Source organism: Pseudomonas azerbaijanorientalis (genome assembly GCF_019139795.1).
Classification (GTDB): domain Bacteria; phylum Pseudomonadota; class Gammaproteobacteria; order Pseudomonadales; family Pseudomonadaceae; genus Aquipseudomonas; species Aquipseudomonas laurylsulfatiphila.
On the sequence record NZ_CP077078.1, the window covers coordinates 5,234,772 to 5,248,692 of the forward strand.

Genomic DNA, 13,921 nt, shown 5'->3' on the forward strand with positions numbered 1-13,921 from the left:
TTTCCATGGCTTTTACCGACCCGTTCATCCGCCGTCCGGTTCTCGCTACCGTGGTCAGCCTGTTGATCGTGCTGCTGGGCTTCCAGGCCTGGAGCAAGCTGCCGCTGCGCCAGTACCCGCAAATGGAAAACGCCCTGATCACGGTGACCACCGCCTACCCCGGGGCCAACGCCGAGACCATCCAGGGCTACATCACCCAACCGATGCAGCAAAGCCTGGCCAGCGCCGAGGGCATCGACTACATGACCTCGGTCAGTCGCCAGAATTTCTCGGTGATCTCGATCTACGCGCGCATCGGCTCCAACAGCGACCGCCTGTTTACCGAACTGCTGGCCAAGGCCAACGAGGTCAAGAACCAGTTGCCCCAGGACGCAGAAGACCCGGTGCTGAGCAAAGAATCTGCCAATGCGTCAGTGCTGATGTACATGAGTTTCTTCAGCAAGGAATTGAGCAACCCGCAGATTACCGATTACCTGTCGCGGGTGATCCAGCCCAAGCTGGCGACCTTGCCCGGCATGGCCGAGGCCGAAATCCTCGGCAACCAGGTATTTGCCATGCGCCTGTGGCTGGATCCGGTGAAGCTCGCGGGTTTCGGCCTCAGTGCCAGCGATGTGACCAACGCGGTGCGCCAGTACAACTTCCTCTCGGCCGCCGGCGAGGTGAAAGGCGAATACGTGGTCACCAGCATCAACGCCAATACCGAACTCAAGTCCGCCGAAGCCTTCGGGGCGATTCCGCTCAAGGTCGATGGCGACAGCCGTGTGCTGCTGCGCGATGTGGCGCGCGTGGAAATGGGTGCGGAAAACTACGACTCCATCAGCTCCTTCGGTGGCACCCCTTCGGTGTACATCGGCATCAAGGCGACACCTGCCGCCAACCCGCTGGATGTGATCAAGGAAGTGCGCAAGATCATGCCGGAACTTGAGGCCCAGCTACCGCCGAACCTCAAGGGTGAAATCGCCTACGACGCCACCCTGTTCATCCAGGCCTCGATCGACGAAGTGGTGAAGACCCTGTTCGAAGCGGTACTGATCGTGATCGTAGTGGTGTTCCTGTTCCTTGGCGCCCTGCGCTCGGTGGTGATCCCGGTGGTGACCATCCCGTTGTCGATGATCGGCGTCATGTTCTTCATGCAGATGATGGGGTACTCCATCAACCTGCTCACCCTGCTGGCGATGGTGTTGGCCATCGGCCTGGTGGTGGACGACGCCATTGTGGTGGTGGAAAACATTCATCGCCACATCGAGGAAGGCAAGACGCCGTTCGACGCCGCCATTGAAGGCGCCCGGGAAATCGCCATGCCGGTGATCTCGATGACCATCACCCTGGCGGCGGTGTATGCGCCGATCGGTTTCCTGACCGGCCTGACCGGGGCGCTGTTCAAGGAGTTTGCCCTGACCCTGGCCGGCGCGGTGGTGATTTCCGGCATAGTCGCCCTGACCCTGTCGCCAATGATGTGTGCGTTTCTGCTGCGCCACGACGAAAACCCCAGTGGCCTGGCCCATCGCCTGGACATGATTTTCGAACGCCTCAAGCGCCGCTACCAGAGTATGCTTCACGGCACCCTCAACACCCGACCGGTGGTGCTGGTGTTCGCCGTGATCGTGTTGTGCCTGATTCCGGTCCTTCTCAAGTTCACCAAATCGGAACTGGCGCCGGATGAGGACCAGGGCATCATTTTCATGATTGCCAACGCCCCGCAACCGACCAACCTCGACTACCTGAACACCTACACCGACGAGTTCATCTCGATCTTCAAGGCGTTTCCCGAGTACTACTCATCGTTCCAGATCAACGGTTTCAACGGCGTGCAATCGGGCATCGGCGGTTTCCTGCTCAAGCCATGGGACGATCGCAGTCGCACGCAAATGGAGATCCTGCCCGAGGTGCAGGCCAAACTGGAAAAGATCCCGGGGCTGCAGATCTTCGGCTTCAACCTGCCGTCCCTGCCGGGCACCGGTGAAGGCTTGCCGTTTCAGTTCGTCATCAACTCCTCCAACGATTACGAACTGCTGCTGCAAGTGGTCGACCGGGTAAAAAAACGGGCGATGGAATCCGGCAAGTTTGCGTTTGTCGACGTTGACCTGGCCTTCGACAAGCCGGAAGTGGTGGTGGATATCGACCGCGCCAAGGCAGCGCAGATGGGGGTTTCCATGCAGGATCTGGGGGGAACCCTGGCAACTCTGCTGGGTGAAGGCGAGATCAACCGATTCACCATCGAAGGTCGCAGCTACAAGGTCATTGCCCAGGTCGAGCGAACGTTCCGCGACAATCCGGGCTGGCTGAACAATTACTACGTGAAAAATACCCAGGGCGAGCTGTTGGCATTGTCGACCCTGATCACGGTCACCGACCGCGCTCGACCGAGACAGCTGAACCAGTTCCAACAACTCAACTCCGCCATCCTGTCCGGCGTGCCGCTGGTGAGCATGGGGGAAGCCATCGACCTCGTGCGCCAGATCGCCCGCGAAGAGGCACCGGTCGGTTTTTCCTTCGACTACGCCGGCGCGTCGAGGCAGTACATACAGGAAGGCAGCGCCCTGTGGGTCACCTTTGCCCTGGCACTGGCAATCATTTTCCTGGTGCTGGCGGCCCAGTTCGAGAGTTTCCGCGACCCGCTGGTGATCCTGGTCACCGTGCCCCTGTCTATCTGCGGCGCGTTGATTCCCCTGTTCCTGGGTTGGTCGAGCATGAACATCTACACCCAGGTCGGTCTGGTGACGTTGATCGGGTTGATCAGCAAGCATGGCATTCTGATCGTCGAGTTCGCCAACCAGCTGCGCAAGGACAAGGGCCTGACGGCGCGGGAAGCCGTGGAGGAAGCGGCGGCCATCCGCCTGCGTCCGGTGTTGATGACCACCGCGGCGATGGTGTTCGGCATGGTGCCCTTGATCATCGCCACCGGTGCTGGCGCGGTCAGCCGATTCGACATCGGCACGGTCATCGCGACCGGCATGTCGATCGGCACGTTGTTCACCCTGTTTGTGTTGCCTTGCATCTACACGATGCTGGCCAAACCGGATAAACCCTGATGCAGAAAGACCTGTGGGAGCGGGCTTGCTCGCGAAAGCGGTGTGTCAGACAAAATCGTTGTTGAATGTTGAGCCGCTTTCGCGAGCAAGCCCGCTCCCACATTGAATCGTGCAGGTTGAAAATCCGGGCAAAAAAAGGCCTCGCAGGTGCGAGGCCTTTCATTTTGGCTTCAATCGGTTCAACTTTGCGGCCTCAGTCCCTGAGAAAGTCCGAACATGAAAAGCAATAGATCATGATCGGGTCGAGTGGCCACGGATGCCTTCGCAACCCGCGGCAACGGACAATGTTCTTCTGCGTTTATCGAGCTGAGAACCTGGGGGCGTGGTTGCTCCCAGGTTGCCATCGCGATCGATGCAACTGCCAAGGCTCCTACCAGAAACAAACCTCGTGCAATTTCGAGTTTCATCGCTATAAACCCTTGATAGCGCTGCCAAACGCCGCCTCATAAAAGTAGACGAGCTTTTTCCAGTCTGCGTCGCTGAACGACGAGTGGCGACGCAGTTGCTTCAAGTCATGGACAGCTGCGCGGCGGGCCGTCAAACGCTGTCGGCATTTCTCCAGATCGATCAGGGCCACTTCGACCTTGGCCGTCTCGCCCTCACCGGTCACGCGAACGAATACGTGCTTGTCGTAAAGGCAACCGTGCTGCCAGCGGCCCTTGTGCATACGGGCCAGGTTTTCAGCCAGGTCCTTGAGCACTCGTTCGTGTACGGTTTCACCATGGCGCTCGCGACCGCCACCGGCGTACCAGTGCTCGATTTCCTCGAAGCCGTCCAGTGACTTGGTGACCAGCAAGGCACGCCACTTGTGCACAGGATCGCGCTGTGCCCCACAGAAAACGATTTCCGGAACCCGTACGCCAAGCGCGGTCACACCGGTGAGCGCGGCATGCTCGCGCATGACCGTAGGCCGCCCGAAAGGGTGCTGCAAGCTACGATGAATATGACCGGTCTGGCGCTTGACGTAGAGCAGTTGACCATCACTGCCCATCAGGCGTTGAACGCCGCTTTCCCCGCCGCGACGGACGTTGGGCTCTTCTACCCATTCACCGCGCTGATTCCAGAAGTAATCGAAGCGGTCCTGGGGAACGACTTCCGTTTCTGCTGCACACTGCACTGCCATCCTGTTACCTCTTGCGTAATACGTAAACTCGCCACATGGCATAGAGCGGCAAAAAGTCCAGTTGTTCCTGGATTCGGAAACCCGCCTGCTCAAATTCCTTCTCTACGGTAGCGGCCGGTAACACAAACCGGTTTTGGTAACCTTCCTGCCCACGGGAATTCTCCGAACGCTTGCGTTTCCAGGCCTTGAAATTGCCATCGACCCACAGCGAAAGGATCACGCTGTCGCGGGAAACCCGCTCGAATTCACGCAAAATAGCCATGCGATGCCCGGCTTCACCGATGTGGTGGAGCAAGCGCATGCAAAAAATGCTGTCGACGGCGTTGTCCGGCAAGGCGATGTCGAATGCAGACGTGTGCAAGGGTTGTACCCGCTTCACCACATCGGCCGGTTGCGCCTGGGTTGCGACCTTCAGCATGGACTTCGAGTTATCGGCACCGATGATCACACGGTTGGATTTTTCCGCCAACAAGGGCCAGAAACGCCCTGCACCACAAGGCAAATCGAGGACCAGACCAGGCTCGCCAGCCAAGGCCAGCGCCTTGCGCGCCACTTGCTCGTCACGCCAGTGAGACAATCGACGGCCGAGACCTTCCTGGTGTTTGCGCAAATAGCGTTGCGCGTGTTGATCGTCGTACTTCTCTGAAAACTCGAGTTTGATCGGGCCGTCCATCATCAGGTCTCCTGAACTTCTGATGCAACTACCTTAGATTTTGTGGTGTCGGTGACTGGTCATCCATTTGTGAAAATATCGTTATGGGAAACCCGGAATTATTACAGGGTTTTACTGAATTGATAGGGTTTTCTGGACGACGGACTCAACAGATCAAGTTCGGGAGAGCTCCACCTGAAAACGGCAGCCACTGGGCTCCATCGTAGTCAGGCTGACGCTCCAGCCCTGGTTTTCACAGATCCGCTGCACCAGTGAAAGCCCCAGGCCCAAGCCTTCCCCGCGTTTTTCAGTGCCCCGAACGAAGGGTTCGAACATCGCCTCGCGCTTTTCCTCGGGAATGCCCACACCGCTGTCCTCGACCAGAAATCCCGTGCCCGTCAGGCTCAGGCGAATAAAGCCCCGTTCGGTGTAATGCAAGGCGTTGCGCAGCAAGTTACCCATCACCGCGTGCAGGAGCGTCGCGTTGTAACTCCTGGCCTCAGGGCTGCCCGGTTCGAAGATCAGCTTCAACCCTTTGCTTTCAATGGGTCCGCGCCAAAGAGCGACCAGGCCCTCGGCCACCTGGCCCAGTGGCTGTTGCGGCGACATGCCGGCGTCTTCGCGCTGGGCACGGGCCAGCATCAGGAAGGTTTGCACCAGCTCACGCATTTCTTCACAGGCCCGGGCGATGCGCTCGACCTGGGCGCGGCCACGCTGATCGAGACCGGGGTTTTCCAGCAACAACTCGCAGGAACTGGCCAATATCATCAGGGGCGTACGCAATTCGTGGCTGACGTCGCTGGTAAACAAGCGCTCACGGGTCAGGGCCTGACGCAAGCGCCCGAGGGTAGCGTCGAAGGCCACGGCCAATTCGCCCACTTCGTCGGCGGCATAATCCGGGGCCAAAGGTGGGGCCAGGCCGAGCAGTTGATCGCGATGGCGTACCTGCCGGGCCAGCCGCACCACCGGCGCCATGACCTTGCGTGCCAGGACCCAGCCGAGAAACACCGCCAGCGCCAGGCTCAGTACGAACCCCACCAGCACCACGGCAAACAGCACCCGCTCGCGCTCTTCGAAGTCGCTCTGGTCCTGCATCAGCACGTAACGTCGGCCGTCGACGATTTCGACCATGGCGTGGTACGACAGGTTTTCACGGAAGACTTCGTGAAAACCCGGCTCCAGATGGCGCAAATCCTTGGGCAACCTGAAATCGCCTGGCCCGTTGCTGAAGTAGAACAATTGGTCCGGCTCGGGGCGATGGCTCCAGTCCGTGACATTGTCCATCAGCAACAGGCGCTGCAAATCACCGCCCAGGCCTGCCGAAATCAGTTTTTCCTCCACCAGGTGCACCGTCGCGACGATGCCCATGGCAAAGGCACCCGCCACCAGTGCGCTCATCAGCGCAAAGGCAATGATGATTCGTTGGGAAAGGCTCTGCTTAAACTCCATCACGCCCCTCGGCCAGGCGATACCCCACGCCGTGAACGGTTTGCAGCAACGGTTTGGCGAACGGCTTGTCGATCACCTGGCGCAGTTGGTGGACATGACTGCGCAGGCTGTCGCTGTCCGGACAGTCGTCCCCCCACAGCGCCTCTTCAAGAATTTCACGACGCAACACATGCGGGCTTTTCTGCATCAACACGGCCAGCAATTTCAGGCCGACCGGGTTGAGTTTCAGCAATCGGCCTTCGCGGGTGACTTCCAGGGTGTCGAGGTCATAGCTCAGGTCGCCGACCTGCAGAGTCCGCCGCCCGCCGCCCTGGGTCCGGCGCATGACCGCTTCGATACGCGCCGCCAGTTCAGACAGGGCAAACGGCTTGATCAGGTAATCATCGGCGCCGGACTTGAAGCCCTGCAGACGGTCGTCCAGTTGATCGCGGGCCGTGAGCATGATCACCGGCGTTTCGCGCCGGGCATCTTCGCGCAGGCGCTTGCACAAGGTATAGCCATCGATGCCGGGCAACATGATATCGAGCACGATCAAGTCGTAATGCTCGGTGGCCGCCAGATGCAGGCCAGACAGACCATCCTGCGCGCAATCCACGGTATAGCCTTTGAGTCCCAGGTAATCGGCCAGGTTGGCCAGGATATCGCGGTTGTCTTCAACCAATAGAATTCGCATGGGCATCTCTCCGTCCACAGTAACGACCGTCATGGCCCGCGCAGCTTAAGGCCAAGTGTGGCTCAGGGCTAGGATTGCATGCTGCTGTAACCGTTGAAATCAAACGTTTGCGGCATTAACGACTTTTTCACTATCGACTCACAGGTTGACGACATAAGCGAGTTCAAACTCTGCGCGGCTGCGCCTTTCAGAACACTCTACCGACCAAGGAACTCGCATGGTTTCGACCCTAGTCCGCCCCGCTCCTCGCCCGCTCAATTTCTGGGTGTGCCTTGGAGTCCCTGCCGTTGTCGCGATCATTCTGGTGTTGCTCGAATTGACCAGTCTGGATATGGACCTGGCCAGGCTGTTTTTCGACCCGGTCGCCGGGGAATTCATCGGACGCCACAGTTACTTTCTCGAGGACATCCTGCACGATCGCGCCAAGCAAGTAGTCATCGCCTTCTCGGTGTTTGCCATCCTCGGCTTCATCGCCTCGTTTTTCATGGTCAGGCTCAAACCGTTCAAGCGGGAACTGGGTTGCCTGGTGCTCTCGCTGGGGCTGGCGACGTCGTTTGTTACGCCAATGAAAGCAGTGACGGCGGTGCAATGCCCATGGAGCCTGGAGCAGTTCGGCGGCCATGAGACGTACAGCGAACTGTTGAGCCCTCGCCCGCATACCGATAAGCCTGGACGTTGCTGGCCCGGTGGCCATGCTGCGACCGGTTTCACCCTGTTTGCATTGTTCTTCGTGCTGCGTGACCGTCGCCCGCGCATGGCCCGTGCGGCATTTGTCTTTGCATTTGCCTTGGGTTCGGTGTTTTCCATCAGCCGGATGATGCAGGGCGCACACTTTTTCTCACATAACGTGTGGACGGCGGTGTTCTGCTGGCTGATTTGCCTGGGGTCGTATTACTGGATTCTGTATCGGCCTGCTTCCCGAGCCGACGCTGTTGCCAAAGCACAACCGGTGAGTGCCTGAAACACAGATCAAAAATGTGGGAGCGGGCTTGCTCGCGAAAGCGGTTCAACATTCAACAAACATGTAGTCTGACACATCGCTTTCGCGAGCAAGCCCGCTCCCACACTAGACCGAGGCGCCTTTCAAATTCCCGGCAATAAAAAACCCCGTCTGCTTTCGCAGGCGGGGTTTTTCGTACAGGGGTAAGGCTGGCTTACATCATGCCGCCCATGCCGCCCATACCGCCCATGTCTGGCATACCGCCGCCAGCACCGCCGTCTTTCTTCGGTGCTTCAGCAACAGCGGCTTCGGTGGTCAGGATCAGACCGCCGATCGACGATGCAGCTTGCAGAGCGGAACGGGTTACCTTGGTTGGGTCCAGGATACCCATTTCGATCATGTCGCCGTATTCGCCAGTCGCAGCGTTGTAACCGAAGTTACCTTTGCCGTTCTTGACTTCGTTGACCACAACGCTTGGCTCGTCACCGCTGTTGGCAGCGATCTGACGCAGCGGTGCTTCAATGGCACGACGCAGTACAGCGATACCTACGTCCTGGTCAGCGTTGTCGCCTTTCAGGTTCAGGATAGCTTCCAGGGCACGGATCAGTGCCACGCCACCGCCAGGTACCACGCCTTCTTCAACGGCTGCACGGGTTGCGTGCAGGGCGTCTTCAACGCGGGCTTTCTTCTCTTTCATTTCAACTTCGGAACCAGCGCCAACCTTGATCACTGCAACGCCGCCGGACAGCTTGGCCAGGCGCTCTTGCAGTTTTTCACGGTCGTAGTCCGAGGAAGTCTCGGCAACCTGGGCACGGATCTGAGTGATGCGTGCTTCGATGTCGCCGTGTACGCCAGCACCGTCAACGATGATGGTGTTTTCCTTGGACAGGGTCACGCGCTTGGCGCTGCCCAGGTTTTCCAGGGTTGCGCTTTCCAGGCTCAGGCCGATCTCTTCGGAGATCACGGTACCGCCGGTCAGAACGGCGATGTCCTGCAGCATGGCCTTGCGTCGGTCGCCGAAGCCTGGCGCCTTGACGGCTGCGACTTTGACGATGCCACGCATGTTGTTCACAACCAGAGTCGCCAGGGCTTCGCCTTCAACGTCTTCGGCCACGATCAGCAGTGGACGGCCGGCTTTGGCAACGGCTTCCAGCACTGGCAGCATTTCGCGGATGTTCGAGATCTTCTTGTCGACCAGCAGGATCAGCGGGCCGTCCAGCTCAGCGACCATGGTCTCTGGCTTGTTGACGAAGTACGGGGACAGGTAGCCACGGTCGAACTGCATGCCTTCAACAACCGACAGTTCGTTTTCCAGGCCCGAGCCTTCTTCAACGGTGATCACGCCTTCTTTACCGACTTTTTCCATGGCTTCGGCAATGATGTCGCCGATGGAGTTGTCGGAGTTGGCGGAGATGGTGCCTACCTGAGCGATAGCCTTGGTGTCAGCGCATGGCTTGGACAGGGCTTTCAGTTCTTTGACGATCGCGATGGTCGCTTTGTCGATACCACGCTTGAGGTCCATCGGGTTCATGCCGGCAGCGACGGCTTTCAGGCCTTCGTTGACGATCGACTGAGCCAGAACGGTAGCGGTGGTGGTGCCGTCGCCTGCGTCATCGTTGGCACGGGAGGCAACGTCTTTGACCAGCTGCGCGCCCATGTTTTCGAAACGGTCTTCCAGTTCGATTTCTTTTGCTACGGAAACGCCGTCCTTGGTGATGGTCGGAGCGCCGAAGCTCTTCTCGATGATCACGTTACGGCCTTTCGGGCCCAGGGTCGCTTTTACTGCGTCAGCCAGGACGTTGACACCGGTGAGCATTTTCTTGCGGGCGGAATCGCCGAATTTAACTTCTTTAGCAGCCATGATCGATATTCCTTAAATACTTTGAAGTAGCGGGAAAATGAGCGGGGAATCAGCCTTCGATAACAGCGAGGATTTCGTTCTCGCTCATTACCAGCAGGTCTTCGCCGTCGACTTTCACAGTGTTGCTGCCGGAGTAAGGACCGAACACAACCTTGTCGCCCACTTTCACGGACAGTGCACGCACTTCACCGTTTTCCAGTACGCGGCCGGTGCCTACAGCGAGGATTTCGCCGCTGTTGGCTTTTTCAGCAGCCGAACCTGGCAGGACGATACCGCCAGCGGTTTTCTTTTCTTCTTCGCTGCGACGGATGACGACGCGGTCATGCAGAGGACGAAGCTTCATTGTCGATCTCTCCTAATTGTGGTTTTCATCGGCCGGTGTAGTCCCGGCGGGTTTAACAAAGGCCGGCGGTGCCGGTTGCGGTTCGTCAAGCGAACCGCGGAAGTCTGTCTGGCGTGTTCGCCAGAAACCTTGCGGTGACCGTTACATAAGGGCGCATAAGCTTATTACAAGGGCGGGTAGCGAAAATTTTTCAGGTCGATGCCCCGCAAACGAACACGGCACCCGAAGGTGCCGTGTCGATGGGCGTATTACTTGGTATCGCGGTGTTCGAACTCGCCTTCGATCACATTCGGTTCACGCCCCAACGGTTCGCGGGGGGCTGGACCGCCGCGTGCCTGCAGGTCGTCGGCGAACGCTCGCTGACGCATGGCCTGCTCTTCGGCGCGCTGGCGCATCTTGCCCGCCAGCAGACGGCGACTGAACGGCAGCAGCAGGAACAGGCCGATCACATCGCTGATGAAACCCGGAAGAATCAGCAGTCCACCGGCCAATGCCAGCATCAGGCCTTCGAGCATGGTCTGGGCCGGCAACTCGCCGCGGTTCAGGCTTTCACGGGCACGCAGGGCCGTGGCCAGGCCGGCGATGCGCAGCACGAACACACCGAACATCGAACCGAGAATGATCAGCAGCAGGGCCGGGAAAAACCCGATGGACCCTGCCACCTTGACGAATACGAACAGCTCCAACACCGGGAACAGCAGAAAGAGCAACAAAAAAGGGCGCATCAAATGGTTCCTCAACGCAAGAATGCCTTGCCAGTTCACCTTAGATGACGTCGCCGTTTCGTGAATTCAAGCGTCGGCCACTTCATTTTTCGGCCAATGATCAGCGTGAGCCAGAGAAACCAAGGCTTCGCGGACTTGTGTCGGCGTATTACAAGGCGCTTGAAACGGCAACCAGTACAGGCTCTGGCCGATACGCAGGTGCATGCCTTCGGTATCGATACCGGCCATTTGCGCCGGCACGTTGTTCGGCAGACCGGCCAGCTCGACGTAATGGGCGATGGCCTTGGCGTGATCCGCGTTCATGTGCTCGACCATGCTCAGTTCGGCCTTGCCGGCGAACGGGTTGGCCAGGGTCAGGTCGTTGACCCAATGAATCGCGCCAAAACCGCCGATGTAACGGTGGCGCACCGGCTTGAGTACCCAGAAGTCGAAATCGTGGGCCTTGTGATAACCCTGCGAGTCCGGGAAATAGCGGTAGTAACGCTCGGAAGCGGCTTCGATGGCGGCTTCGTCTTCGAGTTGCTGCGCTTGCGCCAGATAGGTCAGGCGACCAACGGCCTGGACATCCTCAGCCCCACGCTCGCCCACGAACAGCGAGCATTTCGGGTCTTTCTGCAGGTTATGGGTGTGCTGGGCGATGCGGCTGATCAGGATCAGCGGCCGGCCCTGCTCGTCCAGGCAGTACGGAACCACAGAGCCGAACGGAAAACCGGGCATTGACTTGGAGTGCGTCGAGAGCACTCCACGGTATTCCTTGAGGAGCAATTCTCGTGCATGCTTAGCCGCTTCAACGCTCAATTTATGACTCCTTAGATAGAATCCGTCATAAAAACGGACAAGCTGCTGGTGAAAGTCCCAGCATGCCATCGGGGGCAGTTCTCATGTGTAGCCGGGCCACGTCAGGCGCAGATCGAGAGGCTCTCTACAAGGAAACCACTCAGACCTGCTACCGGGGGACATGCGAATGCAACTCACTGACAAAGTAATCATTATCACTGGCGGTTGCCAGGGTTTAGGTCGTTCCATGGCCGAGTATTTCGCCGGCAAGGGCGCGAAACTCGCCCTGGTCGACCTCAACCAGGAAAAGCTCGACGCTGCCGTCGCGGCCTGCAAGGCCAAGGGTGTCGAAGCCCGCGCTTACTTGTGTAACGTCGCCAACGAAGAGCAAGTGACCCACATGGTTGCCCAGGTTGCCGAAGATTTCGGCGCGATCCACGGCCTGATCAACAATGCCGGGATCCTGCGTGACGGCCTGTTGCTCAAGGTCAAGGATGGCGAAATGACCAAGATGAGCCTGGCCCAGTGGCAGGCAGTCATCGACGTCAACCTGACCGGCGTGTTCCTGTGCACCCGTGAAGTCGCAGCGAAAATGGTCGAGCTGAACAACAGCGGCGCGATCATCAATATCTCGTCGATTTCCCGTGCCGGCAACGTCGGCCAGACCAACTACTCGGCGGCCAAGGCCGGTGTCGCTGCGGCGACCGTGACCTGGGCCAAGGAACTGGCGCGCTACGGCATTCGCGTGGCCGGCATTGCACCGGGCTTCATCGAAACCGAAATGACCCTGGGCATGAAGCCTGATGCGCTGGAAAAAATGACCGCCGGCATTCCGCTCAAGCGCATGGGCAAGCCGGAAGAGATCGCCCATTCGGCGGCTTACATCTTCGAGAACGACTATTACACCGGTCGGATTCTGGAGATGGATGGCGGGTTGCGGATCTAAAGGCACCACAAAACAAATGTGGGAGCGGGCTTGCTCGCGAATGCGTTAGATCAGTCAACCATTTGTTGAATGACATACCGCATTCGCGAGCAAGTCGAATCGTCGCACCGCCGCTCCCACAGGGGAAAGCATTTCAGATCATCAATCGTCGCTGATGCTGATATTCGGCATCGCCGGCGTCAAAGCCTCCTGCAATACGATCCGCGCACCGACATGACGCGCCAGCTCCTGGTAAACCATGGCGATCTGGCTGTCAGGCTCGGCGATCACCGTCGGCTTGCCGCCATCGGCCTGTTCGCGGATGACCATCGACAGCGGCAACGAGGCCAGCAGCTCGACGCCATACTGGTTGGCCAGCTTCACGCCACCGCCCTCACCGAACAGATGCTCGGCATGTCCGCAGTTGGAGCAGATGTGCACGGCCATGTTTTCCACCACGCCCAGCACCGGAATGTTGACCTTGCGGAACATTTCCACGCCCTTGCGCGCGTCCAGCAAGGCCAGGTCCTGCGGAGTAGTCACGATGACTGCACCGGCCACCGGCACTTTCTGCGCCAGGGTCAGCTGGATGTCACCGGTACCCGGCGGCATGTCGATGACCAGGTAATCCAGGTCGCCCCACGCAGTTTGGGTCACCAGTTGCAGCAAGGCGCCGGAGACCATCGGTCCACGCCAGACCATCGGTGTGTTGTCATCGGTGAGGAAGGCCATGGACATCACTTCGACGCCATGGGACTTGAGCGGAACGAACCATTTCTGATCCTTGACCTCAGGTCGGGTGCGCTCCGGGATACCAAACATGATGCCCTGGCTCGGACCGTAGATGTCCGCATCGAGAATCCCGACCTTGGCGCCTTCGCGGGCCAGGGCCAGGGCCAGGTTGGCCGCGGTGGTGGACTTGCCCACGCCACCCTTGCCGGACGCCACGGCAACCACGTTCTTGACGTTGGCCAGCCCCGGGATCTGCGCCTGGGCCTTGTGCGCGGCAATCACGCTGGTGATATCAACTTTGGCACTCGACACGCCATCCAGACCTTGAATGGCCATTTCCAGCATCTGCGCCCAGCCGCTCTTGAACAGACCGGCGGCGTAACCCAATTCGAGCTGGACGCTGACGCGGTCGCCCTGGATGTCGATGTTGCGCACGCACCCGGCGCTGACCGGGTCCTGGTTCAGGTAAGGGTCGGTGTATTGGCGAAGGACGGCTTCCACCGCTGCGCGATTGACGGCGCTCATGGGCAACTCCGAAAACGGGACTGGAAAAGATGATGGGTATCGTACCTCAAAAGATCGCAGCCTTCGGCAGCTCCTACAAGTGCCCCCTGCAGGAGCTGCCGAAGGCTGCGATCTTTTGATCTTTCTCCTGTTACTCATCCAATGAAACAGGTGCACAGGATGAA

At 59.0% G+C, this 13,921-nt stretch carries 13 protein-coding genes; 3 read left to right on the forward strand and 10 right to left on the reverse strand.

What is annotated here, in order from left to right; genetic code table 11:
• Positions 1–5 precede the first annotated feature (5 nt).
• Positions 6–3,032: a multidrug efflux RND transporter permease subunit gene (locus KSS91_RS23400; RefSeq protein ID WP_217836264.1), complete on the forward strand. Its 3,027-nt coding sequence runs from the start codon at positions 6–8 to the stop codon at positions 3,030–3,032.
• 179 nt (positions 3,033–3,211) lie between these two features.
• On the opposite strand, the gene KSS91_RS23405 is transcribed toward KSS91_RS23400, so the two are convergent.
• From KSS91_RS23405 to colR, 5 genes are all read right to left on the reverse strand, one after another.
• Positions 3,212–3,439 carry a hypothetical protein gene (locus KSS91_RS23405; protein ID WP_080925402.1) on the reverse strand — a complete coding sequence of 76 codons (228 nt, stop codon included), beginning with the start codon at positions 3,437–3,439 and terminating at the stop codon, positions 3,212–3,214.
• Between the two features lie 2 nt (positions 3,440–3,441).
• A complete protein-coding gene (locus tag KSS91_RS23410; protein ID WP_217836265.1) occupies positions 3,442–4,155 on the reverse strand; it encodes a lipopolysaccharide kinase InaA family protein in 714 nt (237 codons plus the stop codon).
• A gap of 4 nt (positions 4,156–4,159) precedes the next feature.
• Entirely contained in the window at positions 4,160–4,828 is a 669-nt protein-coding gene (locus KSS91_RS23415) for a class I SAM-dependent methyltransferase (protein WP_217838467.1), read from the reverse strand.
• Positions 4,829–4,981: 153 nt separating this feature from the next.
• The gene (locus tag KSS91_RS23420; protein ID WP_217836266.1) at positions 4,982–6,256 is read right to left on the reverse strand and encodes a sensor histidine kinase; all 1,275 of its coding nucleotides are present in this window, start codon (positions 6,254–6,256) and stop codon (positions 4,982–4,984) included.
• Entirely contained in the window at positions 6,246–6,929 is a 684-nt protein-coding gene (colR, locus tag KSS91_RS23425) for a two-component system response regulator ColR (RefSeq protein WP_007985839.1), read from the reverse strand. Before colR ends, KSS91_RS23420 begins: the two co-directional genes overlap by 11 nt.
• A gap of 217 nt (positions 6,930–7,146) precedes the next feature.
• On the opposite strand from colR, the gene KSS91_RS23430 reads away from it, so the two are divergent.
• Positions 7,147–7,890 carry a phosphatase PAP2 family protein gene (locus tag KSS91_RS23430; protein ID WP_217836267.1) on the forward strand — a complete coding sequence of 248 codons (744 nt, stop codon included), beginning with the start codon at positions 7,147–7,149 and terminating at the stop codon, positions 7,888–7,890.
• Between the two features lie 193 nt (positions 7,891–8,083).
• Here KSS91_RS23430 and groL read toward each other — a convergent pair whose 3' ends face one another.
• The 4 genes from groL to KSS91_RS23450 all read right to left on the reverse strand — a co-directional run bounded on the left by groL (position 8,084) and on the right by KSS91_RS23450 (position 11,596).
• The gene (gene groL, locus KSS91_RS23435; protein ID WP_015096675.1) at positions 8,084–9,730 is read right to left on the reverse strand and encodes a chaperonin GroEL; all 1,647 of its coding nucleotides are present in this window, start codon (positions 9,728–9,730) and stop codon (positions 8,084–8,086) included.
• A gap of 49 nt (positions 9,731–9,779) precedes the next feature.
• Positions 9,780–10,073 carry a co-chaperone GroES gene (locus tag KSS91_RS23440; RefSeq protein WP_007985847.1) on the reverse strand — a complete coding sequence of 98 codons (294 nt, stop codon included), beginning with the start codon at positions 10,071–10,073 and terminating at the stop codon, positions 9,780–9,782.
• A 248-nt stretch (positions 10,074–10,321) separates the two neighbouring features.
• Positions 10,322–10,798 carry an FxsA family protein gene (locus tag KSS91_RS23445; RefSeq protein WP_015096676.1) on the reverse strand — a complete coding sequence of 159 codons (477 nt, stop codon included), beginning with the start codon at positions 10,796–10,798 and terminating at the stop codon, positions 10,322–10,324.
• Between the two features lie 66 nt (positions 10,799–10,864).
• Positions 10,865–11,596, reverse strand: a complete 732-nt coding sequence (locus KSS91_RS23450; protein ID WP_217836268.1) for a HugZ family pyridoxamine 5'-phosphate oxidase — start codon at positions 11,594–11,596, stop codon at positions 10,865–10,867.
• Positions 11,597–11,762: 166 nt separating this feature from the next.
• Between KSS91_RS23450 and KSS91_RS23455 the strand changes: the two genes are divergently transcribed.
• On the forward strand, positions 11,763–12,521 hold the full coding sequence (locus KSS91_RS23455; RefSeq protein ID WP_217836269.1) for an SDR family oxidoreductase: 759 nt from the start codon (positions 11,763–11,765) through the stop codon (positions 12,519–12,521).
• 141 nt (positions 12,522–12,662) lie between these two features.
• Here the strand turns inward: KSS91_RS23455 and apbC are convergent, their stop codons facing one another.
• Positions 12,663–13,757 (reverse strand): iron-sulfur cluster carrier protein ApbC, encoded by a 1,095-nt coding sequence (gene apbC / locus KSS91_RS23460; RefSeq protein ID WP_015096679.1) that lies wholly within the window; start codon positions 13,755–13,757, stop codon positions 12,663–12,665.
• Positions 13,758–13,921 lie beyond the last annotated feature (164 nt).